The organism is Salinimonas lutimaris, from assembly GCF_005222225.1.
In the GTDB taxonomy this organism is placed as follows: Bacteria; Pseudomonadota; Gammaproteobacteria; order Enterobacterales; family Alteromonadaceae; genus Alteromonas; species Alteromonas lutimaris.
Map to the genome: position 1 here is coordinate 2,035,976 of NZ_CP036536.1, position 21,079 is coordinate 2,057,054.

Sequence of the window (21,079 nt, forward strand, 5' to 3'; positions counted from 1 at the left end):
ACGGCCTTATTCAGTAAGGTTTACGATCTGTACAATGCCATGGTCTGTTTTGTTGCCAGGGGTGTCTGTAAAGCCAGGGGTATCAAACGCAGTATCGCCGTTCTCAACCGGGCCGTCGGTGCGGGTCACAGCATCAAAATCATGCAGTTCGCGGTCCAGCAGGTGTGACGGTGCCACATTCTGAATCGCGCGGAACATTGACTCAATTCGACCCGGAAAACGTTTATTCCAGTCCTGTAGCATATGTTTGATGTTCTGACGCTGAAGATTTTCCTGCGAGCCACACAGGTTACATGGAATAATCGGGAAACCCACTGCCGTGCTGTACTTTTCAATGTCATTTTCAGCGCAGTATGCCAGCGGACGAATCACGATATGTTTACCATCATCGCTGACCAGCTTGGGCGGCATAGATTTCAGCCTGCCACCGTGGAACATATTCAAAAACAAGGTCTCCAGCATGTCATCGCGATGATGGCCCAGTGCAATTTTGGTCGCCCCCAGTTCGGTGGCAGTGCGATACAGAATACCCCGGCGCAGTCGGGAGCACAGTGAACAGGTGGTCTTGCCTTCCGGTATTTTATCTTTCACGATGGAGTAGGTATCTTCTTCCACAATTTGATAATCCACACCCAGTGATTTCAGGTATTCAGGCAACACATGCTCGGGGAAACCTGGCTGTTTCTGGTCCAGATTTACCGCCACAATATCAAAGGTAATCGGGGCGATTTTTTGCAAAAACAACAAAATGTCGAGCATGGTATAGCTATCTTTACCACCTGACAGACACACCATTACTTTGTCCTGATCCTCAATCATGGAAAAATCAGCAATGGCTTTACCCACATTGCGGCGTAAGCGCTTTTGCAGCTTGTTAAAGCTGTATTTCTGTTTGCTCTGGGTCTCGGGACTCACGGCGTGTGTTGTGTTTTCTTGCTGGCTCATAATACGACTAGACTGAGTAAAACGGTAATTATACTAAAGCTGGGCAGGGTTCGTCACCCCAAGTTAGCGTGCAAATCGGCCTGTACTAAATTAAATCCGGTCTACGCCGGGCTTAGCGGGCAGACAAATCCGTCGGGTTTAACGGCCAGCACATCGCAATCCAGATTATCAATTACCTGTTCGGCCGTGTTGCCGATAAAGGCGGCTGACAATCCAACCCGGCCCACCGTGCCAATGACCACCAGTTCAGCATCAAGCTGGTCGGCCATACTAGCCACCACGGTTTCAGGCAGGCCTTCATGTACATGGCAATGGTCATCATCCAGCTGATAACGGCTACGATAAGCCTGCATTTCCTGCAAGTGATGCTCACGTACTGCATGATGATAGGCCTGGGTGTCAAATTCGGGGATTTCGATAGCAATACTGACCGGAGCAATCGGGTAGGCATTGACCAGATGCACACTGCCGGTAAGCAGGTCGGCGTAGTCTTTGGCGATATCGGTGATTTTTTCGTTAAGCTGGGCATGTTCACTGTCTTCCGTACCCACATTAACCGCCGCAATAATATTGCCTTGCGGCGGCCAGGCATGTTCCTTCACCATCAGTACCGGGGTAGGACACTTGCGCATCAGATGCCAGTCGGTCGGGGTAAAAATCACTGACGCCAAATCATCAGATTTGCGGCTGGCTTTAATAACTATATCAGCCTGCTGGCTGACCGCCGTGCGGATAATGGCTTCATAATTGCGGCTATGCCACTGCACAATCAGCTGTTCAGGCTCTATGTGGTAACTGGCTAGCAAGGCGTTTAACCAGCCGGTGCGTTCTTTAATCACCGCTGAACGCATAGCTTCGCGCTCATCGGCTGACAACATGGTTGTCATTTCATAGGAGAAGTCGTAAACCACCATCATCACAATGATACCAGCCTGCGTGTGAGCCGCCAGTTCAGCCGCCCGGGACAGGGCAGGCTGTGTATCACGCTCATCGTCAACCACAGCCAGTAGAGTGTTATAATTAATCATGCTTGCGGCCCATCCTGTTGTTATTGTTACCAATAAGTGTAATACGTATGCAGGATGATGCATTGCGGCCAATCAAATTTTTATTGCGTCCGCCTATCGACAGTGAGCAGAAAGTTCCACCCGACGGGTTCTGGCCTGCATCGCATCAAAGTCTATTATAGTGATCAGTTTGCCCGAAACTTCAATAATTTTATCTTTTTGGAACCGGGTCAGTAGCCGGCTGATAGTTTCTACGGTCAGCCCCAGATAATTGCCAATTTCATTTCGGGTCATCGATAAGTTGAACTGACGATGGGAAAATCCCCGTTCCTCAAAGCGCTTTGACAACTGCGCCAGAAAATAAATCAGCCGCTCTTCAGCGGTCCGCCGGTTAAGCAGCATCATCATATCCTGTTCCTGCTTTATCTCAGCGCTCATAAAGCTCATGATTTGCTGGCGTAACTTAGGAAACGTCACCGACATCTCATCGAGCGTGTTATAAGGCAGTTCACACACCATCGCGGTTTCCAGTGCCTGAGTATAACTGGCGTGACGGCCATCGCGTAACGCATCAAAGCCGATGATATCGCCGGGAAAATGAAACGAGATAATCTGCTCTTCGCCATCAGTGTCACTGATAAACGATTTAAATGAGCCAGAACGCACCGCGTACAAAGAGCGAAAGGTATCGCCGGCATGCAGCAGGGCATCGCCTTTATGTAACGGCTTTTTACGCTCAACAATATCATCCAGTGATTCAATCTCGGTTTTATTCAGCGCCACTGGCAGACACAAATGACTAAAACTGCAGTTTTGACAGTGAATAGAAAACTCTGACGTGGCCATACTCATCTTCCTTATTGTGTGGCTACCCACCTGAATAATATCGGGCAGCACGCGCCAGTAAGAGTACCGCAAAAATCGTCAGCAAAACAGCCGTGGCTTGTCGTACTACAGGATGTTTTATCGCATTGACCAGCCAGTGAGCGCCGACAGCCGTGGCCAGTAGCGCAGGCAGGGTACCCAGGCCAAAACACAGCATCAGCAGGGCGCCGTCAGCGGCGCTGGTGCTGGCCAGCGACCAGCTTAGTACCGAATAAACCAGCCCACAGGGCAGCCAGCCCCAGATAATGCCATAAGGCACAGCACTTAGCGGCCGGTTAAACGGAATAAAGCGTCGTGACAGCGGCTGAATATGCTGCCAAATCCGGTTACCGGCGCGCTCAAGATAGGTCAGGCCGTGCCACCAGTTGCCAATATACGCAGCCATCGCCAGCAGCAGTAACCCGCTGATAAGCGCCAGAATCGGGCCGGCCACGGGCACAAACTGTTTAATCACCTGCCCGACACCACCGGTGAGGGCGCCGGCCAGGGTATAACTGAACAGGCGACCGGCGTTGTAACTCAAGGTATAGGGCCAGTGACTGGTGCCTGCGGGGGCCGCCAGACGCAGGGCTGATGCAATGCCGCCACACATGCCAAAACAGTGCAGCCCGCCGGCCAGACCGATAAGTAACGCTGACCAGTAAGTCACATCATTCACGGCTTTTGATGCTCGCGTTCAATCAGTTTTCTGCGCTCATCAGCCAGCTTTTTTTCGTCCTCTGGCAAATCATCGTCATACAGAATGCTATGGCCCTGGCGTTCAAGATCATCAAACTGATTGGCTTTTACCGCCCAGAAAAAAACACCGATGGCAATGGCCACCAGGATTATCGCCAGCGGGATGAGAACATAGATAATACTCATAACGTTACCTTATCAATCTGGCTGAATTCAGTGCAACAATGATACTACTTAACGACATGCCCACCACTGCCATCCATGGCAACAGGATACCGCTGACGGCCAAAGGCAGAACCAGCAGATTATACCCCAGTGCCCAGGCCATGTTCTGCCGGATGATACGCCGGGTTTTATCGGCGGTGGTAAAAAGCAAAGGCAGGGCCGACAGCTGCTCAGACAACAGAATGACATCGGCTGAAGCGCGGGCGATATCAGTGGCATTACCCACCGTGACAGAAATATCTGCAGCGGCCAGTACCGGTGCATCATTAATACCGTCACCCAGCATCATGATGCGATGACCCTGCTGCTGCCAGTCTTTTATCCTGGCCAATTTGTCCTGTGGGGTCAGCCCGCCGGTGGCATCACTGATCCCCAGTTTATCAGCGATACGGGTCGCCGCATGGGGACTGTCACCACTGATAATAGCTTTTTGGGTAACCGGGCACTGACGAATGCTCTGGGCACTGTCAGCTTTAAGCGTATCGGTCACCTGCCAGGCGGCAATCACCTGATTGTTACGCGACAGCAACACATTGGCCTTAAAGGGCAGCGACAACGGCCCGGTTGCATGTAAAGCCGGTGCACCTATAACATAGTGGTGGGCATCAATCTGGCCCTGGATGCCCTGATGATGTACCGGCGACACCGCATTGACCGGCAATAATGTGTCGGTCTGGTGAGTTTTCAGATAATCTTTTGCCGGGTAAGAGGATGTAAACGCTCCGGCCACAGGATGATCAGAATATTGTTCCAGACTGGCGGCCAGTTGCCGGCAAATGGTGTCGCTGAAACCAGGCGCATACCAGTGTGCGGTAATACTGAAACAACCATTGGTCAGGGTGCCGGTTTTATCCATGGCCAGCAGCGTGGTAGAGCCCAGTTGCTCCAGTACATCCGTACGCCGGATCAGTACACCGCTGCGATTCAGCCGGGCCATGGCACAGGTCAGGGCAGTCGGTGTTGCCAGCCCCAGCGCACAGGGGCAGGTGGCCACCAGTACCGCCACGGTGATCCACAGTGCCCGGTCATTGTGTTGCTGCCACCAGTAAACAAAGGTGATAGTGGCTATAAGCAACACGGCAAAGACAAAATACCGGGCCAGTTTATCTGCCTGCAAGGCTTGTCTGGGCTTGTCGGCCATGGCGCTGGCCTGTAGATTAAGGATCTGATTAACCAGTGAATCTTTCAGGGTTTTAGTTACGCGTAACTGTAGAATGCCCGACTGGAGCACAGTTCCGCCATACACGCACTGACCTGTTGTGCGATAAACCGGTTCAAACTCCCCGGTCAGCATGGCTTCATTGATAATGCCGCTGCCCTCGCTGATAGTACCATCTGCAGGAAGGGTGTCGCCGGCTTTGACCAGAATACAATCATCGGGTCGCAGTTTTCTGGCCAGTACCGGTTGCCAGGTTTTTTGCGCCGTTAAACGGACGGCCGATACCGGCATATATTTGAGCATATTGGCTGAGATTTGCATGGCCTGATAGCGGCTTTTGTGCTCAACAAAGCGGCTGAGCAGCAGCAGAAAAATAAACATACAGATAGATTCAAAGTACACCTCACCGTGACCGCTCAGCGTGGCCTTAACACCCGCGCCAAAGGTAATGAATATGGCCAGGGTAACCGGCACATCCATATTGATACTGCCCATCTGCACAGCCTTAATGGCGCTGACATAAAAACGACTACCTGAATAGATCACCACCGGCGTGGTGAGCAGTAAGCCTGCCCAGTGAAAATACTGTTGCATCTGCGTACTCATATTCCCCAGCCAGTCAAAATACTGTGCGGCCATCAGCATCATTACCTGCATGGTCATCAGGCCGGCCAGCCCTAAGCGCTTTAAAAAGCCTTTGTGCTCCGTTTTATAGGCCTGTTCATGGGTGTCCGGGGCGAACGGGTAGGCGTGATAACCGGTTTTACGAAGCTGTTGTAAAATCTGACTAAGCCGAATCTGCTGTGGATCCCAGCGAACCCAGGCGCGCTTTTCATGAACATTAACGGCAATTTTCATAACACCTGTATATTTAGACAGTTGTCGCTCAATCAGCCATCCGCAGGCCGCACAGGTGATACCTTCGATGGTCAGTTGCAGTTCACTGGCGCCGGCCTGACTGGTAACAAAATCATCCTGTACTTCTTTTTCGTCAAACACAGCCAGTTTTTCAGCCAGGGCGTCTTCTGGTAAAGCGCCCGGTTCGGCGGGCTTGTCCCGAAACCGGTAGTAGTCCTGCAGGCCATGGCTCACAATCGCCTGCGCGACGGCGGCGCAGCCCGGGCAGCACATGGGGCGGGATTCATCCAATATGGTGGCAGAAAAATGCGTGTCCGGCGGGACCGGCCTGGCGCAGTGATAACACAGAATGTCTGAAGTGCCTGACATCAGGGCTCCAGAACCACCGGTGCTGAAACCGGCAGCACAACCTGTTGTTCCACCTTCCAGCTATTGTCCACCGGCTCCAGTGTGATGCGCCATTTACCCTGCGTCTTTTTTTCACTGTAGCCACGATAACGGCCGGTGGCATCCCGGGTCAGCAGCAGGCTGATATCGCGGGCTTGCAGGGTCGTATGGTAGAGCGTCAGGCGCAGCGCCTGACCATCCACTGCCTCAGAGGCATTGAGCCGGATTACAAAACTGCCGTCTGCAATCTGAAGCTGTGGCCGTAACCCCAGGTCCCGGGCGCGCTGCTGACGGGCCAGCGAGGCGTTGATCGCCTTGCCCTGTTTGTAGTAATCATCCACCACCAGACTATCCTGAGTGGAAATAGCCAGGTACAGCATGACACCGCCCATGGTAAAGGTGATAACCGGAACCATAATAAAGAACCATGGCCAGAATTGTTTATACCAGGGGGTCATCAGGCGGTAACATCCAGTGTACAGTGAAGAAGATCAACAGGTTAGCAAAACACAAAGTAAAACGCTGCAACAAAAAGAATGTGTGCGTGGGTCAACACACATTCTCTGTGTCAGTGCAGGGCAGGCTACTGAGACGGTTGCTGGTGGGACAGACTGTAAACATAGGCCGCAACCACATGGATTTTATCTTCACCCAGCGTTTTGCTGAATGAGGGCATGACGCCGTTACGTCCGTAGGTCAGGGTTTCAGTCACCGCCCGGTGACTGCCGCCATACAACCAGATATTATCGGTCAGGTTGGGTGCCCCCAGCATCTGATTACCTTTGCCGTCCATGCCGTGACAGGCGGCGCACACCGCAAACCGGGCCTGACCTTTATCTGCCAGTTGCTGGTCTACTTTGCGGCCACTGAGGCTTAAAACATAGGCCACTACTTCTTCAATTCCCTGTTCTCCCATAGCATCCAGCCAGGCGGGCATGGCCGCCATACGTCCGTTAATCAGTGTTTCTTTAATCTTGGCGCCACTGCCGCCATACAGCCAGTCATCGTCAGTCAGGTTCGGAAAACCGCCATTCTGACCCCGGGCATCAGAGCCATGGCATTGGGCGCAGTTTTGCAAAAACAACCGGCGGCCTATTTTCAATGCGCTGTCGTCGCGGGCCAAATCCTCTACCGCGACATTGGCGTACTGCTTAAAGATGGGGCCGAATCGTGCCTCAGCTTTGGCCAGCGCGGTATCGTATTCCACATATTCGCCTGCCGCTCTGGCATCTTCCACTGCCTGTTGTGACTCAGCCAGCGACTGTATGTTCTGATTAGAGCTTTTCCATTCCCACAGGCCTTTATAGGCTCCAAGTCCGGGGTAAAGAATGAGATAAATAATGCCAAATACAATCGTGACGTAAAACAGGATGGTCCACCATTTTGGTAGCGGGTTGTTCACCTCTTCGATGCCGTCGAACGTGTGCCCCATGCTTTCGCCTTCGCTGACCCCGGTAAAATTGGTCAGGCACCAGCGTAACAGCCAGAAACACCCGAAAATGGTGCCCAGCGTAATCACGGATATCCAGATGGTCCAAAACATGCTCATGGTTTAAGACTCCCGTCTGTTAGGTTCTTTTGTGGGCTGGTCGTTATCATCTGCAAAAGGCAGATTCGCTGCTTCATCAAATTTGTGTTTGTTGCGGCTGCTGAAAGCCCACCACACCACGCCAAAAAAACAGACTAAAACCACCACGGTAAAAATACTGCCAATAATTCCCTGATCCATACTATTTCAAATGCGTTCCCAGTGACTGTAAGTAAGCCACCAACGCCTCCATTTCTGTTTTACCTTTCACCGCAGCCTGAGCACCGGCGATATCCTCGTCGGTGTAGGGCACGCCAAAGCCACGAAACACTTCCATTTTTTTAGCGGTCAGCTCGCCTGTCAGGGTATTTTTTTCTAACCAGGGAAAGCCGGGCATATTAGACTCGGGCACCACATCTCTGGGGTTACGCAGGTGCACAATATGCCATGCATCGCTATAACGGCCGCCTACCCGGGCAAGATCTGGCCCGGTTCGTTTAGAGCCCCATAAAAACGGATGTTCCCACACCGATTCACCGGCCACAGAATAATGGCCATAGCGCTCGGTTTCGGCCCGAAACGGCCGAATCATCTGTGAATGACAACCCACACAACCTTCACGAATATAGATATCGCGGCCTTCCAGCTCCAGTGCCGTATAGGGACGTAAACCCTCAACCGGCTCCATGGTCTGTTGCTGGAACATCAGCGGTGTAATCTGTACCAGTGCGCCCAGACTGATTGCCACCAGAATCAGGATGGTCAGCAGACCAACATTTTTTTCAATTATCTCATGTGGATTTTTCATTATACGGCTCCCTGAGTCGCTGGCTGGGTGGCCGGGTCTGCGGCAATACTGCCACGTGGCGCGCGCACTGTTTTGTACGTGTTGTAAGCCATAATAAGCATGCCTGCAACCACAAAGCAGCCGCCAATAAAGCGCACCACGTAAAAGGGTTTGGAGGCTTCCAGCGATTCTACAAAGCTGTAGGTGAGGGTGCCATCGGCATTAACCGAGCGCCACATCAGACCCTGTAACACGCCGGAGAACCACATCGCAACGATGTACAGCACAACGCCAATGGTAGCAAACCAGAAGTGCATATTGACCAGGCGGGTACTGTACATAGCGCGCTGACCAAACAAAATGGGTATCAGGTGATAAACCGAGCCGATGGAAATCATCGCAACCCAGCCCAGCGCACCAGAATGCACATGTCCGATGGTCCAGTCGGTGTAATGGGACAAAGCGTTAACCGTTTTAATGGCCATCATCGGCCCTTCAAAGGTCGACATACCGTAAAATGTTAACGATACCACTAAAAATCGCAGTACCGGGTCTGTGCGCAGTTTATGCCAGGCACCGGATAAGGTCATGATGCCGTTGATCATGCCGCCCCAGGAGGGCACAAACAATATGATCGACATCACCATGCCCAGCGACTGGGTCCAGTCTGGCAGCGCAGTGTAATGAAGATGGTGAGGGCCGGCCCAGATATACAGTGAAATCAGCGCCCAGAAATGCACGATAGACAGACGATACGAATATACCGGGCGGCCTGCCTGTTTAGGCACAAAATAATACATCATGCCCAAAAATCCGGCGGTCAGGAAGAAGCCTACCGCATTGTGGCCGTACCACCATTGCATCATGGCATCGACCGCGCCGGCATACAGTGAGTAAGACTTGGTGAGTGACACCGGAATAGCCATGCTATTACCAATATGCAGAACCAGTACGGTGAGGATAAAAGCACCGAAAAACCAGTTGGCCACGTAGATATGCGATACCTTTCGGATGGCCATGGTACCAAAAAAATTAATACAGTAAGCCAGCCAGACCAGCGCAATCAGAATATCAATGGGCCACTCCAGCTCCGCATATTCTTTGGTTGATGTCAGGCCCAGCGGCAGTGAGATAATCGCCAGTACAATGACGGCCTGCCAGCCCCAGAACGTAAACGCGGCCAGTTTGTCGGAAAACAGTCGTACCTGAGATGTACGCTGCACCACATAATAAGACGTGGCAAACAGGGCGCAACCGCCAAAGGCAAAAATAACGGCATTGGTATGCAATGGCCTTAAGCGGGAAAATGTTAGCCAGGGGGTATCAAAGTTCAGCGCCGGAGCAAATAACTGTGCGGCAATAAAGACGCCAAGCCCCATGCCAATAATGCCCCACACGATAGTCATAATAGTAAATTGCCTGACAACTTTATAATTGTAGACAGGCTGTGCTTCGCTTGTTTCACTCATTGTATTGAATCTTCCACTTCAATCATGGGCTGGTTGCCGGCTAAGTTATTATTATTGTTTATTTATTAGGCGGATAATAGTGCTTATGTCTATGCAAAGATAGCATAAAGTGATCTGTTTTGATGTAAATCAACCCGGCCCTTATTTAAAATTAACCATTATTTTAGTTTACATTCTATTTTCAATTGTTTGTTACGCTGACCCGATATGCATACAGGCAACGTGACAGATCGTTCACGTTCGGTGCTACAGCAGAGAACCAGCCCGCTGGTATGAGGCTATGTTTTCACGATAATTCAGGGTGTTACAGTAGATGGACAGGTCAGGTAGTGTCACCGTGGTGGTGGTAAAGTCGCGCAATAGAGCAAAAAGAATACCTGGCAGAGAGGCAAAAAAAGAGAGGGGCCGGATGAGGGTAGGTAAGTGCTATGTTAACCTGGTCATAACAAGTACTCAGGCTGTCACTCTGGCGAGCGACAGCCTGAAAAAACGGTCATTACATCTGCGATTGCAGGTAATTGGGTAGTCCCAGCATTTTAATCAGGCGTAGTTGCTGTTCCAGCCAGCGGGCATGATCGTTTTCGGTGTCATCCAGCAGTACGACAAGCATATCCCGGGTGACAAAATCTTCTTCTGCTTCACACAAAGCGATGACTTCTTTTAGTTTTGCATCCACTTCATATTCAACCCGCAGGTCACTTTCCAGCATAGAAGCAACATCGCTGCCCACTTTAAAGCCAGTACGGGTTTGCATGTCTGGCGTGCCCTCCAGAAACAGCATCCGTTCAATCAGCTTAGTGGCATGACCGCGCTCATCATCAAACTCATGATCAATACGCTCGTACAGCTTCGTCAGTCCCCAGTCCAGATACATCTGAGAGTGAATGAAGTACTGGTCCATGGCGGCCAGTTCATAACCAAGCAGTTCGTTCAGCCCGGCAATTATTTTGGTATTACCTTTCATTATTTGTCTCCTGTAACCTGTGCCTGCAGATAATTTTCAATACCCATTGCACCAATCTGGTACTCCTGGGTTTCCAGCCAGTCCAGGTGCTCTTCTTCATATTCCAGAATTTCTTCAAGCAGGTCCCGGCTCACGTAATCCTGTTTTTCTTCGCACAGGGCAATGGCTTTTTTCAGCAGCGGAATCTGTTCAAGCTGGAATTTGGTATCGCATTCCAGCATTTCCGGTGTTTCTTCGCCGATATATAATTTACCCAGCGCCTGCAGGTTGGGCAGGCCCTCTAAAAATAAAATACGTTCTATCAGTTCATCTGCCTGTTTCATGTCCTTGATAGACTTTTTGTAGTTCTTTTCGTTAAGAACCGACAAACCCCAGTTTTTAAACATGCGGGCATGCAAAAAATACTGGTTGATGGACGTAAGTTCGCTGGTCAGCACCTCATTGAGGATGGCTATAACCTGTCTGTCGCCTTGCATGCTAAATACCCTTAATCAAAATATGAGCAAAGTATAATGAATACTTTGCTCTAAGTCAAAAAGTTCAATAAAAACAATTGGATATGAATAAGAATAGTTTTCAATACAACCACGATTCTTATTTTACCGGAACGATAACATCCTGATTTGCATGTACATATGCTAAAGACTCTTCGGCAAAGCCCAGACCGGCCTCGGTGAAAAAGTTAAATACCTTGTCGACATCGTTTTCCAGCAGGGTATTAATTTCATCTTCATAGCGGGCGATGGCGGCAATTTTGCCGTTGTAACCGGCAAACTTGAGCTGCCGGGTAATATTAATGGCGTCGCCGATAGACGGCAGTGCCAGCAGGATCAAACGGGCATTACTGATATCCAGGTTGTCCCACAGGTCGATATCCTCACCATCACCGCAGATAACGTGCATGCCCCCATCACACAGTTTGCGCACTTTCTGTCGATCGGCATCCATGCCTACTACCCGGCTGTCCACCAGTTTGCTTAAAGACTGATACGCGCCCATACCAACCCGACCCATACCAATCACTAAAAATTCAGCCTGATCAATGCGTGGATAGATATCCTCTTTAAGCCGGTTACCACGCTCAAAACGGGTCAGGTCATCTTTAATCCGTACATAGCGTGAATGGGAGTTTTTATACAGCAGGCTGGTTACTACAAAAGAGATGGACACCGCCATCGCCAGCACAACCAGCCATTGGTCTGACAACATGCCAAGCGATACCGCCAGAGAACCCACAATCAGACCAAATTCACTGTAATTGGATAGTACCAGGCTGGTTAAGTAACTGGTTCGCGCCCGCAAACGCAGACTGGCCAGCAGGCCGTAGAACAAAAACGCTTTAAAGGGCAGCAGCAGAGCGACCACCACAGCCAGAATCAGCATATTGGTATCTGGCAATGCTTTTAAGCCGATAGTCAGGAAAAAGCCAATCAGGAATAGATCCTTAAATGCCATCAGTGACTTTGACAACTCGGTGGCTTTTGGGTGCCGGGCCAGCAGAATACCCATAATCAGTGCGCCAAGGTCACCTTTTATATCAACCAGATCAAACAGGTTATAAGCACCCAGAGCCAGAATAAAGCCGGTAAGGGGTAATAACTCGCCGTGGCCAGAGCGATTGAGGATGCGGTAGAGCATCGGCAGTGCAGGTATCACCAGTAGCAAAGCCAGCGCCCAGGGCGAGGGCAGTTTTCCGGTTGCGGCAACCATAAAGATGACGGCAAACACATCCTGCATCACCAGCACACCGATAGCCAGCCGCCCGTGGCGGGTTTTACTCTCGCCACTTTCCTCCAGAATCTTGATTACACAAACGGTGCTGGAAAAACTCAGGGCAAAGGCGATCAGCGCTGCACTTTTTATATCAAGAGCCCCGGTAATTGACCCCATTAGCGCGCCAATACCAAACAATGCCCCGGACACCACCAGTGTCCATAACAGCATATGCGTGATACTGCCGGCCCAGACCTCACGTTTACTTAAGTCTTTCACATTGAGTTTCAGACCAATGGTGAACAGCATAATAGTGATACCCAGATCAGCAATATGCTGTAAGTCGTCAGTGAGATTGTATCCCATGGCGTTTAGAACAAAGCCTGCAGCCAGATAGCCCACCATAGGAGGAATGCCGATGACCTTTACGGTAAGGCCAAAAATGAAAGCAAAAAGAAGAAATGTATATTCCATGAATTAACTAAATATTCCGTAGGTAACAGCGTGCTTGTGCACAGAATGCGTGAATACGCGATGATTGTAAAACAGGGCGGAGATACAACAGGACAGGCAGACTCTGCTTTAAGTGCGCCTGCCCGCAATCAGGCAGCCTGGTCCTGCCGGGCCAGGTTTTTGACCTGAATAAAATTCACTATCCGCTGATAGGTGCGTCCGGGGGCTTCAAGCATGGGCATATGGCCCACATCATGAAACATTTCCCAGTCGCAGTGCAGCGTGTTGACCCAATTGTCCAGCGCTGAAGGATCGAGCAGTTCGTCTCTGCCTCCCCAGATAGTCAGCACCGGCACCTGTATTTTGACCAGTTCATCCGGGTCAAAATAACCCGCCGCGATAAAATCAGTAAACACCCGCTGGTATTGGTTGACCCGTTTAATATGGCGGTCAGCCAGTACATCTTTCACCATTTTAGGGACATACGGCCCGGAGGCCATCGACATATCCACGAGCCGGTACCAGGCGCGCCGACGGGTGACGAAAAATGGGTTCTGACCACGGTCGAGCATGTCATCCAGCTGACTTTTCTGATTTGCCGGTAATCCGGCCGGTGCCAGTAAAATGCACGCTTCAATAGCATTGCTCTGATACCGCGCCATGTAGGCAGCAATATACCCGCCCATAGAATTGCCAATCAGTGTGGCCCGCTGGTAACCCATGCGCCAGATAAGTGCATTAAGCAATTTGGCCTGGGCCGAAATACTATACTGCCAGTCGGGCGAAAAACCAGTCTGACCGTGACCGGGTAAGTCAGGGACCACAACGTGATAGTCATCCTTGAACTGGGCAGCCAGAGCCAGCCATACCGTATTGTCACCGGTAAAGCCGTGAATCATCATCAGAAGTGGTTTATTGCGATCGCGACGGCCTTCGGTTTCCAGTACACTGACACTGATGCCGTTAATGTCATAGCGCCGACGAACCAGATTGGCCCGTTGCATCGCCTGTTGTTCCCATCCGCTAAGTACAACTTCTCCCAGTCTGGGATAGGTATACCAGTATATAAACACTAACAGGCCTACGAGGCTTAACGCTATCCACATAACTTTGAATCAGACTCCGTTGTTCAGTGATGGAGGCACAGGTCATAAACAAACGCGTTGACGCTGTTTTTCAGTGCGAATCACGCCTGCTCGCCTGATTATACGTTTTACCATACTGGCAGTAGGGAAAAAAGCGGATGGCGGGGAATATTTGCAGGTTCGCGCCCGCTGAACCAAATTTGCCGCATACTTTGGCGCATCAGGCTGATCCTCTGGCGGCAAGTTGACATAGGTAACCCTTAAGCAGATATACAAGGACACTTCATGCGAAACCGGATCATCTTTACTGTTATTGCCCTGTTTTTTATCAATGTTGCTGTAGCCTGGCTCTGGTGGCCGGCAGCGGGACTGATTCTGCTCACCGGCCTGTTATTAACGGTTACGATTCATGATGCTATGCAAAAGCATCATTCTATCTTGCGAAATTATCCGCTCATCGGGCGGACCCGCTGGCAGGTTGAAATGATGCGACCTTACATTCAGCAATATCTGCTTGAAGGTGACACTGAAGGCACGCCGGTTAACCGTATGTTTCGCTCTATTGTTTATCAGCGGGCAAAAAGTTCACTGGATACCTCTCCTTTTGGCACCAAAATGGACACCTACGCACCAGGCTATGAATGGATAGGCCATTCTTTGTCAGCCCGGGCAGTTCAGGAAATGGATTGCGACCCCAAAGTAAAAATTGGCGGGCCCGACTGCAAGTATCCGTACTTTGCCAGTGTGTTGAATATCTCTGCCATGAGTTTTGGCAGCCTGAGCGCTAATGCAATAAAAGCCCTGAACGCGGGGGCGGCCAAAGGCGGTTTTTATCACAACACCGGCGAAGGCGGACTCACGCCTTATCATCTGGAAAATGGCGGTGATATTGTCTGGCAAATCGGTACTGGCTATTTTGGCTGCCGGGATAAAGATGGCCATTTCAATGAACTGGAGTTTGAAAGCAAAGCCAGGCACGACAACGTGAAGATGATTGAGATAAAGCTGAGTCAGGGCGCTAAACCGGGTCATGGCGGTATATTGCCGGCGCATAAGAACACTGAAGAAATTGCCCGGATAAGGGGTGTTGAGCCCCATACTCAGGTGGACTCTCCGCCCCGGCACACCGCGTTTAGCACGCCTGTGGGCATGCTTGAGTTTATCGACCGGCTGCGCAAACTCAGTGGCGGCAAACCCGTGGGGTTCAAGCTTGCGCTGGGCAGAAAAAGTGAGTTTATCGCGATGTGTAAGGCAATGATTCAAACTGGCATTAAGCCAGACTTCATTACCGTGGATGGTGGCGAGGGGGGGACCGGGGCTGCGCCGCTGGAATACACCAACTCCATTGGTTTTCCACTTCGTGAGGCGCTGGCCTATGTCGATGACGTGCTGGTGGGATTTGATCTGCGTAAAGATATACGGGTGATAGCATCAGGCAAGGTTTTCACCGCTTTTCATCTGGTCAAAAACCTGTCGCTGGGGGCGGACTTATGCAACAGCGCCCGGGGCATGATGATGGCCCTGGGCTGTGTACAGTCGCTGTCATGCCACACTAACCGGTGCCCTACCGGTGTCGCTACTCAGGACCCGGCACTGGCGCAGGGCCTGGATCCGTATGATAAAGCTAGCCGTGTGTTCAGTTATCATCAGAAAACGGTACATGCACTGGTGGATATTCTCTCATCAACCGGTCATGGCAGCCCGCAAGAGCTCAACCGTACGCATATTTTCAGACGGGTCGATCAACAGCAGGTAAAACGCTATGATGAAATTTATCCGCTGGTGAAGCGCAGCTGTCTGCTTGAGGGAAACATTCCTGAGCGGCTGCGTCTGCATTACTGGGAAGCCTGTGCCAAGAGTTTTATGCCGGTGAGTCAGTTAGCGGATATTGAAGAAGAAACAAAATCTGTCAGTAACGGATGAGGAAATTAGCGTGTATCAGCGAATACTTGTTGCTATTGATGTATTTAATCACCCCGGCCTGCTTATTAACCGGGCCCTGAATCTGGCGGCAGATACGGCTGTAGTGGATTTGCTTTATGTGGTTCAGCCCCAAACCACCGTTGACCCTTACGGCTGTTTTCTGGAGCGGGATTTCTCACAGGATGTTAAACAACACGCTACTGAAAGAATGAATGCGGTGGCCAGTGAATATCCGGGCCGTATTCATCAGGCTCAGGTGATATACGGTAGTGTGGTAGAGGAAATTGTATACATGGCAACCCATGATGACTATCAGGTGGTCATTGTAGGGGCGCGTGCTGCCAGTGGTATTCCACGTATTCTGGGCTCAACCGCCACCACACTGGTTCACAACGTCAGCTGTGATGTGCTGGCTATCCATACCGATAATCCTGAACAACAGTAAACTGGCAGAGCCTTGTCTGATGAAAGCAAAAGTTACCGGCATCATGCGTCTTTATTACGCCACACGGTATTCATTACTGGGCCTTAAAGCAGCCATCACCAGTGAACCGGCGGTGCGTCAGGAAATGGCAGCTATGGTCATTCTGATCCCGGTGGCCTGTTATGTGGATGTGACTGTGACAGAGCGGCTGCTGATGATCATGACTCTGTTTATAGTGCTTATCACTGAGCTACTCAATTCAGCTATTGAGGCGCTGGCCGATCGCGTTAGTACTGAGATACATATACTTATTGGCAAAGCGAAGGATATTGGCTCAGCGGCGGTGTTTGTTGCGCTGGTTCTGTGCGCAATTGTGTGGGCCAGTATTTTAGTTTAGCGCTTCACCAAATACGTCCCGTTGAAATGTGCACATACCCGTTGGCCTGAATAAGATAAGGGGCGGTATAGGTCAATAAGCTATAGCCTGTTGAAAAGCCCGGCGTAGGATATACCGGGCAGGTAATTATTTAAAATGGCGCGACTTTTTTACCTTCCGGTAAACGTTCATTCAACATCTCTGTTACGGTGCTGCCAATCAGTTTCAGGTGAGAGGAGTGAACCTTCTTTTCCAGCGGCTGTTCAAAACTAACATTCGTGAAGACCACATGCTCACCACTGGAAGTCACTTTTACCGTCAGATGCTCGTCTTCACCGGCGACCGGCACCAGAATGCATAATGGCTCGTTGTGTGTTTCTACATATTCATTCGCCTTTTCCACACTGCTAAAAGGTGACTGTTTTTCGGGTTGCAGTTTCCAGCGAGAAGACTGATCTAGAACCTGAATCAGGGTTTTTGCATGCTGTTCACTGATTTCATACGCCATATAGCACTCCTTTTTAATTTATCTGTCATTGCTTACGCAGCCTGCTGCGGATTAGTTTTCGCATTGAACGATGAAATTTTCACATTCACCGTTAACGTAGGCCGGTGCTCGACGGCTAACGGAGACGAGCAAACAGGCAGGATCAGAATGATCTTCTTAGGTGACTGATTAACTTATATATAATGTGGCGATCAAAAAATGATCAACGAGGCGGGCGGGCGCAATTAAATCAATCTGGTTGATTTAAGTCGTATGGGATCCGGGATCAAAAAAGCACGGGCTTGCCGTGCCAGGAGGAATTTGAATGAAATGGCCTGATGGTGCACGGCTATCGTAATGCGGTTTTGTTCAGGACAACGTCTAAGGTAATTTTGTTGCCACTTCACCGTTTGCGGTGATTGTCTTGTCTTTAAGCTCGATACGGGAGATATACCGGGCGTCCTTATGCTCAAACCAACGCTGTAAAAAGGGTTGCAGCATAGGATAAACCGGCAGCGAAGAAACAGTATCGCCCAGTGTCAGGGTGGCAGAGGCCTGTAATGCGGGATGGGTGGCCAGAGTCTGCATCTGCCCTGGCTTGAAGGCCGGAATAAAAACCTCACCGCTAAAGGTAAGCGGCACATTGTTGTAGGTAAAATCCAGGCTCGAAATGGTCATGGTATGTGGCTGGCTACCAAAGGCTTTTTCAAACTCTGCCAGTTGCTGTTCGGTTTGAGCATACGTGTTGCCCGGGGAGTTGATATACTGAACCACTTCAGGTGTCAGCCCGTCGATAGTCATCTCGCTGGTTAATGCTGTCAGGCTTTGCTCTGACAGGCCCATAGTCAGCAGGCTGATCCCTGCCTTATCTGTGGTTAGCGACTGACTGACCGTATAAAGATCTCGCTCCTTCTGCGTAGTGGTACGATAAACAATATTGCTGGCATAAGCGCTCTCGCCGGTACTGCCACGTGTAAAATCCATCTTCTGCATTGAAAAACGGGTATCACCGGTGAAGACTTTATCCTGATTTTGTTGCATATCGGCAGTCAGGCTCAGCGAATCAACATTTATCGTCAGGTCCTGTGCAGTGTCTGACGTTAACACCATGCCATCCCAGTCAGCGTTAATCGTAAACTTATCACCTGACAGATTACTGCTGGTGGTAATATCCATAGGCAACAGTTCTAGCGCGCCGTCTGGATAGTCCCGGTCTAAGCTGCCGGTAGTCAGCCAGGCGCTCACTGAACTAAACAACAGATTCGCCGACCATCCGCTGTCATATTCCAGTTCACTGAATGCTTCAGCAAGCTCTCTGGTTGTCTCATCATTGGCCGCGAACCGGTTATCACAGGTCAGATAAAAGGGAAAAAACGAACAATTGTTGTCAACAACGACAGACAATGGCGATGAGGCAGGCAAACCTAAGCTGGCTGTTTGAGAGGGTGACAGGGTCACGATAAGTTTATCTGAGGCTGAAAACATACCGGCACTGACCGGTTTATATTCCAGCGAAACACTGTCGGTTAAAGGTGGCGTATTAAGCTGTTGGATTTGTCCTTCAATCTGTTGGTTATAAGCTGAACTGGTATAAATTTGCCCGCCCACCAGAATAACAGCCGCACCAATGCCTGCGATAAGGATTTTAGCCATGTTTTCTCCCTGTGGCTTAATGTAATGATTGGTTAATCGTAGAAATATAAGGGACTTACCTTACCGGAACAGGAGGGTATAACAAGCCGGATTGTTGGTTTTCTGTTCCTGCTGGTTATTCACTAGCCGGTTGATTGTCATATTTTTTTCATACTTGTTGGTCTTTTCGTCGTATCAGTAAAGACACGTAACCGTGTGTTATGCCGTAATTTATCGCTAATGGCGGTTTGATAAAAGACGCAAAGTGAAGGATTACAACCCGTCGTGCAGACTAAAAAGCCCGTAGCTCAATGGATGCGGGTCGTGATAGGCTGCGCAACCAGTTAACATCACACTAACAGGGAGAGACGATGTCCGCTAACCGTTATGGTTTTATTGCTTTTTTGCTGGCCATCGCTGTTGCATTCTATATTCAGGGCTGGCAGGAACCCGTCTGGAAGGAGCAACGCTTTTTATATGAAACCGTGACCGATGAATCAGGGAATCATTTTTATCTCGAAGATGGTGAAAAACATCAGATAAATACGCTGGTGGACTATGCCGATTCACCACTTAATCAGGCGTCGCTGGATAATAACCCAGAATCACGTCCCGAGTCACAATGGGTAAAAGACGGCGATAAAATTGTTCAGCTCAAGCCTGGCTTTCATTTTGGTATCTGGTCATTATTGCCGGCATTGATTGCCATCATTCTTTGTTTAACCACCCGCGAGCCGATTGCCGCCCTGTTGGGCGGTGTTATAGTGGCCGGTGTTATGCTGGGTCGCTTTGATATTACCGATGATATCCTGCTTAATAGCCTGGCCTCCGACAGCGCTGCCTACATTGTGTTGTTATATCTGTGGTTATTGGGCGGCTTGCTGGGAGTCTGGTCTAAAACCGGTGCCGCGCAAGCGTTTGCCAGCTTTATGACCGAGCATTTTGTACGCGGGCCAAAATCAGCTAAATTTGTCACCTGGCTGCTCGGCGTGGTGTTCTTTCAGGGTGGGACGGTCAGTACTGTGCTGGTGGGCACAACGGTAAAGCCGCTGGCTGACAAAGCCGGCGTGAGCCATGAAGAACTCAGCTATATTGTTGATTCCACGGCTTCGCCAATCGCCCTGGTACTGGCGTTCAATGCCTGGCCTGCTTATGTGCAGGCGCTGATATTTGTGCCTGGCGTTGCTTTTCTGGCGACTGACGAAGCCCGTATCAACTTCTTTTTCAGCAGCATTCCGTTTAGCTTTTACGGCGTGCTGGCCGTGATCGGAACCTTGCTGTTGTGTTTTAACATTACCTGGCACACTGGCGGGCATATGCGTAAAGCCCATCGCCGGGCAGCAGAAACAGGTCAGCTCGATGAACCGGGCGCCAAACCTATGAGTGCCAAAGAGCTGCATGAGCCAAAAATTCCCAAAGGCTTTAGCCCCAGCGCTCTGGAATTTGTGGTTCCGATGATTCTGCTTATTGCCATTGCGGTGCTGACGTTTGTGTTTTTGGGCACACCCAAAGTAAACTGGGCGTTTGGCGTGGCGCTGGTAGTGGCTTCGGCCATGGCAATGTGGCGAGGACTGACCCTGGATGATCTGATGGATGGTCTTGGCAATGGTTTTAAAGGCGTGGTTGTGGCGTCGGTGGTACTGGTGCTGGCAGTTACCTTGGGAAGCCTGAGTAAACAAACCGGTGGCGGCCTGTACCTGGTCGAGCTGCTGGGCGAGCGCATCCCGTTCTGGGTATTACCGGTTTGCCTGCAACTGATCACCATGGTAATTGCGTTTTCCACGGGGACCAGCTGGGGGACTTACGCCATCGCTTTTCCACTGGCCATGCCTCTGGCCTGGGTCGTCGCCGATCATAACGCGCTGCAGGGCGCAGAAGTGTTTATGATGATATGTTTTGCCGCGGTGTTAAATGGCAGTGTGTACGGCGATCAGTGCTCACCGATTTCTGATACCACGATATTAAGCTCCATGACCACCGGATGTGACATGATGGATCATGTTAAAACCCAGATAGTACCAGCCACTATGACCGCCGCACTAGCCGGTGTGCTATGGACATTATGTGCGTTAATGTTTACCTGAGGAAGCCAGT

At 50.4% G+C, this 21,079-nt stretch carries 21 protein-coding genes; 4 read left to right on the forward strand and 17 right to left on the reverse strand.

The annotated features are described in order from the left end of the window. Positions 1–6: 6 nt before the first annotated feature. The 15 genes from ttcA to EZV72_RS08860 form a co-directional block, all read right to left on the reverse strand. Positions 7–945 carry a tRNA 2-thiocytidine(32) synthetase TtcA gene (ttcA, locus tag EZV72_RS08790; RefSeq protein WP_137166889.1) on the reverse strand — a complete coding sequence of 313 codons (939 nt, stop codon included), beginning with the start codon at positions 943–945 and terminating at the stop codon, positions 7–9. A 101-nt stretch (positions 946–1,046) separates the two neighbouring features. Further along, the gene (gene uspE / locus EZV72_RS08795; protein ID WP_137166890.1) at positions 1,047–1,973 is read right to left on the reverse strand and encodes a universal stress protein UspE; all 927 of its coding nucleotides are present in this window, start codon (positions 1,971–1,973) and stop codon (positions 1,047–1,049) included. A gap of 93 nt (positions 1,974–2,066) precedes the next feature. Further along, entirely contained in the window at positions 2,067–2,798 is a 732-nt protein-coding gene (fnr, locus tag EZV72_RS08800; RefSeq protein WP_137166891.1) for a fumarate/nitrate reduction transcriptional regulator Fnr, read from the reverse strand. 22 nt (positions 2,799–2,820) lie between these two features. Beyond that, positions 2,821–3,495 (reverse strand): sulfite exporter TauE/SafE family protein, encoded by a 675-nt coding sequence (locus EZV72_RS08805; RefSeq protein ID WP_137166892.1) that lies wholly within the window; start codon positions 3,493–3,495, stop codon positions 2,821–2,823. Further along, positions 3,492–3,701 (reverse strand): cbb3-type cytochrome oxidase assembly protein CcoS, encoded by a 210-nt coding sequence (gene ccoS, locus EZV72_RS08810; RefSeq protein WP_137166893.1) that lies wholly within the window; start codon positions 3,699–3,701, stop codon positions 3,492–3,494. The genes EZV72_RS08805 and ccoS overlap by 4 nt, the downstream gene beginning before the upstream one ends. 4 nt (positions 3,702–3,705) lie before the next feature. After that, complete coding sequence (locus EZV72_RS08815) at positions 3,706–6,126, reverse strand: heavy metal translocating P-type ATPase (protein WP_137166894.1); 2,421 nt, start codon at positions 6,124–6,126, stop codon at positions 3,706–3,708. After that, positions 6,126–6,602 carry a FixH family protein gene (locus EZV72_RS08820; RefSeq protein ID WP_232364537.1) on the reverse strand — a complete coding sequence of 159 codons (477 nt, stop codon included), beginning with the start codon at positions 6,600–6,602 and terminating at the stop codon, positions 6,126–6,128. The genes EZV72_RS08815 and EZV72_RS08820 overlap by 1 nt, the downstream gene beginning before the upstream one ends. 125 nt (positions 6,603–6,727) lie before the next feature. Then, positions 6,728–7,693, reverse strand: a complete 966-nt coding sequence (gene ccoP, locus EZV72_RS08825) for a cytochrome-c oxidase, cbb3-type subunit III (RefSeq protein WP_137166896.1) — start codon at positions 7,691–7,693, stop codon at positions 6,728–6,730. A gap of 3 nt (positions 7,694–7,696) precedes the next feature. Next, positions 7,697–7,873 (reverse strand): cbb3-type cytochrome oxidase subunit 3, encoded by a 177-nt coding sequence (locus EZV72_RS08830; protein ID WP_137166897.1) that lies wholly within the window; start codon positions 7,871–7,873, stop codon positions 7,697–7,699. Between the two features lies 1 nt (position 7,874). Then, the gene (gene ccoO / locus EZV72_RS08835) at positions 7,875–8,480 is read right to left on the reverse strand and encodes a cytochrome-c oxidase, cbb3-type subunit II (RefSeq protein WP_137166898.1); all 606 of its coding nucleotides are present in this window, start codon (positions 8,478–8,480) and stop codon (positions 7,875–7,877) included. Continuing rightward, positions 8,480–9,928, reverse strand: a complete 1,449-nt coding sequence (ccoN, locus tag EZV72_RS08840) for a cytochrome-c oxidase, cbb3-type subunit I (RefSeq protein ID WP_137166899.1) — start codon at positions 9,926–9,928, stop codon at positions 8,480–8,482. The genes ccoO and ccoN overlap by 1 nt, the downstream gene beginning before the upstream one ends. Positions 9,929–10,424: 496 nt before the next feature. Beyond that, positions 10,425–10,892, reverse strand: a complete 468-nt coding sequence (bfr, locus tag EZV72_RS08845; RefSeq protein ID WP_137166900.1) for a bacterioferritin — start codon at positions 10,890–10,892, stop codon at positions 10,425–10,427. Then, complete coding sequence (gene bfr / locus EZV72_RS08850) at positions 10,892–11,368, reverse strand: bacterioferritin (protein WP_137166901.1); 477 nt, start codon at positions 11,366–11,368, stop codon at positions 10,892–10,894. The genes bfr (EZV72_RS08845) and bfr (EZV72_RS08850) overlap by 1 nt, the downstream gene beginning before the upstream one ends. Positions 11,369–11,486: 118 nt before the next feature. After that, complete coding sequence (locus EZV72_RS08855; protein WP_137166902.1) at positions 11,487–13,079, reverse strand: cation:proton antiporter family protein; 1,593 nt, start codon at positions 13,077–13,079, stop codon at positions 11,487–11,489. Between the two features lie 128 nt (positions 13,080–13,207). Further along, complete coding sequence (locus tag EZV72_RS08860; RefSeq protein WP_137166903.1) at positions 13,208–14,164, reverse strand: alpha/beta fold hydrolase; 957 nt, start codon at positions 14,162–14,164, stop codon at positions 13,208–13,210. 264 nt (positions 14,165–14,428) lie between these two features. Here EZV72_RS08860 and EZV72_RS08865 point away from each other — a divergent pair, with 264 nt between their 5' ends. From EZV72_RS08865 to EZV72_RS08875, 3 genes are read left to right on the forward strand one after another with little or no spacing between them, the layout of a single operon-like run. Beyond that, positions 14,429–16,066, forward strand: a complete 1,638-nt coding sequence (locus EZV72_RS08865; RefSeq protein WP_137166904.1) for an FMN-binding glutamate synthase family protein — start codon at positions 14,429–14,431, stop codon at positions 16,064–16,066. A 10-nt stretch (positions 16,067–16,076) separates the two neighbouring features. Further along, positions 16,077–16,511, forward strand: coding sequence for a universal stress protein (locus tag EZV72_RS08870; RefSeq protein WP_175405078.1), 435 nt, complete (start codon positions 16,077–16,079; stop codon positions 16,509–16,511). Between the two features lie 19 nt (positions 16,512–16,530). Continuing rightward, on the forward strand, positions 16,531–16,887 hold the full coding sequence (locus tag EZV72_RS08875; protein ID WP_137166906.1) for a diacylglycerol kinase: 357 nt from the start codon (positions 16,531–16,533) through the stop codon (positions 16,885–16,887). 130 nt (positions 16,888–17,017) lie between these two features. On the opposite strand, the gene EZV72_RS08880 is transcribed toward EZV72_RS08875, so the two are convergent. After that, positions 17,018–17,374 carry a hypothetical protein gene (locus tag EZV72_RS08880; protein WP_137166907.1) on the reverse strand — a complete coding sequence of 119 codons (357 nt, stop codon included), beginning with the start codon at positions 17,372–17,374 and terminating at the stop codon, positions 17,018–17,020. 360 nt (positions 17,375–17,734) lie between these two features. Then, positions 17,735–19,006, reverse strand: coding sequence for a DUF945 family protein (locus EZV72_RS08885; RefSeq protein WP_137166908.1), 1,272 nt, complete (start codon positions 19,004–19,006; stop codon positions 17,735–17,737). Positions 19,007–19,356: 350 nt separating this feature from the next. Here EZV72_RS08885 and EZV72_RS08890 point away from each other — a divergent pair, with 350 nt between their 5' ends. Next, positions 19,357–21,069 (forward strand): Na+/H+ antiporter NhaC family protein, encoded by a 1,713-nt coding sequence (locus EZV72_RS08890; protein WP_137166909.1) that lies wholly within the window; start codon positions 19,357–19,359, stop codon positions 21,067–21,069. Positions 21,070–21,079 lie beyond the last annotated feature (10 nt).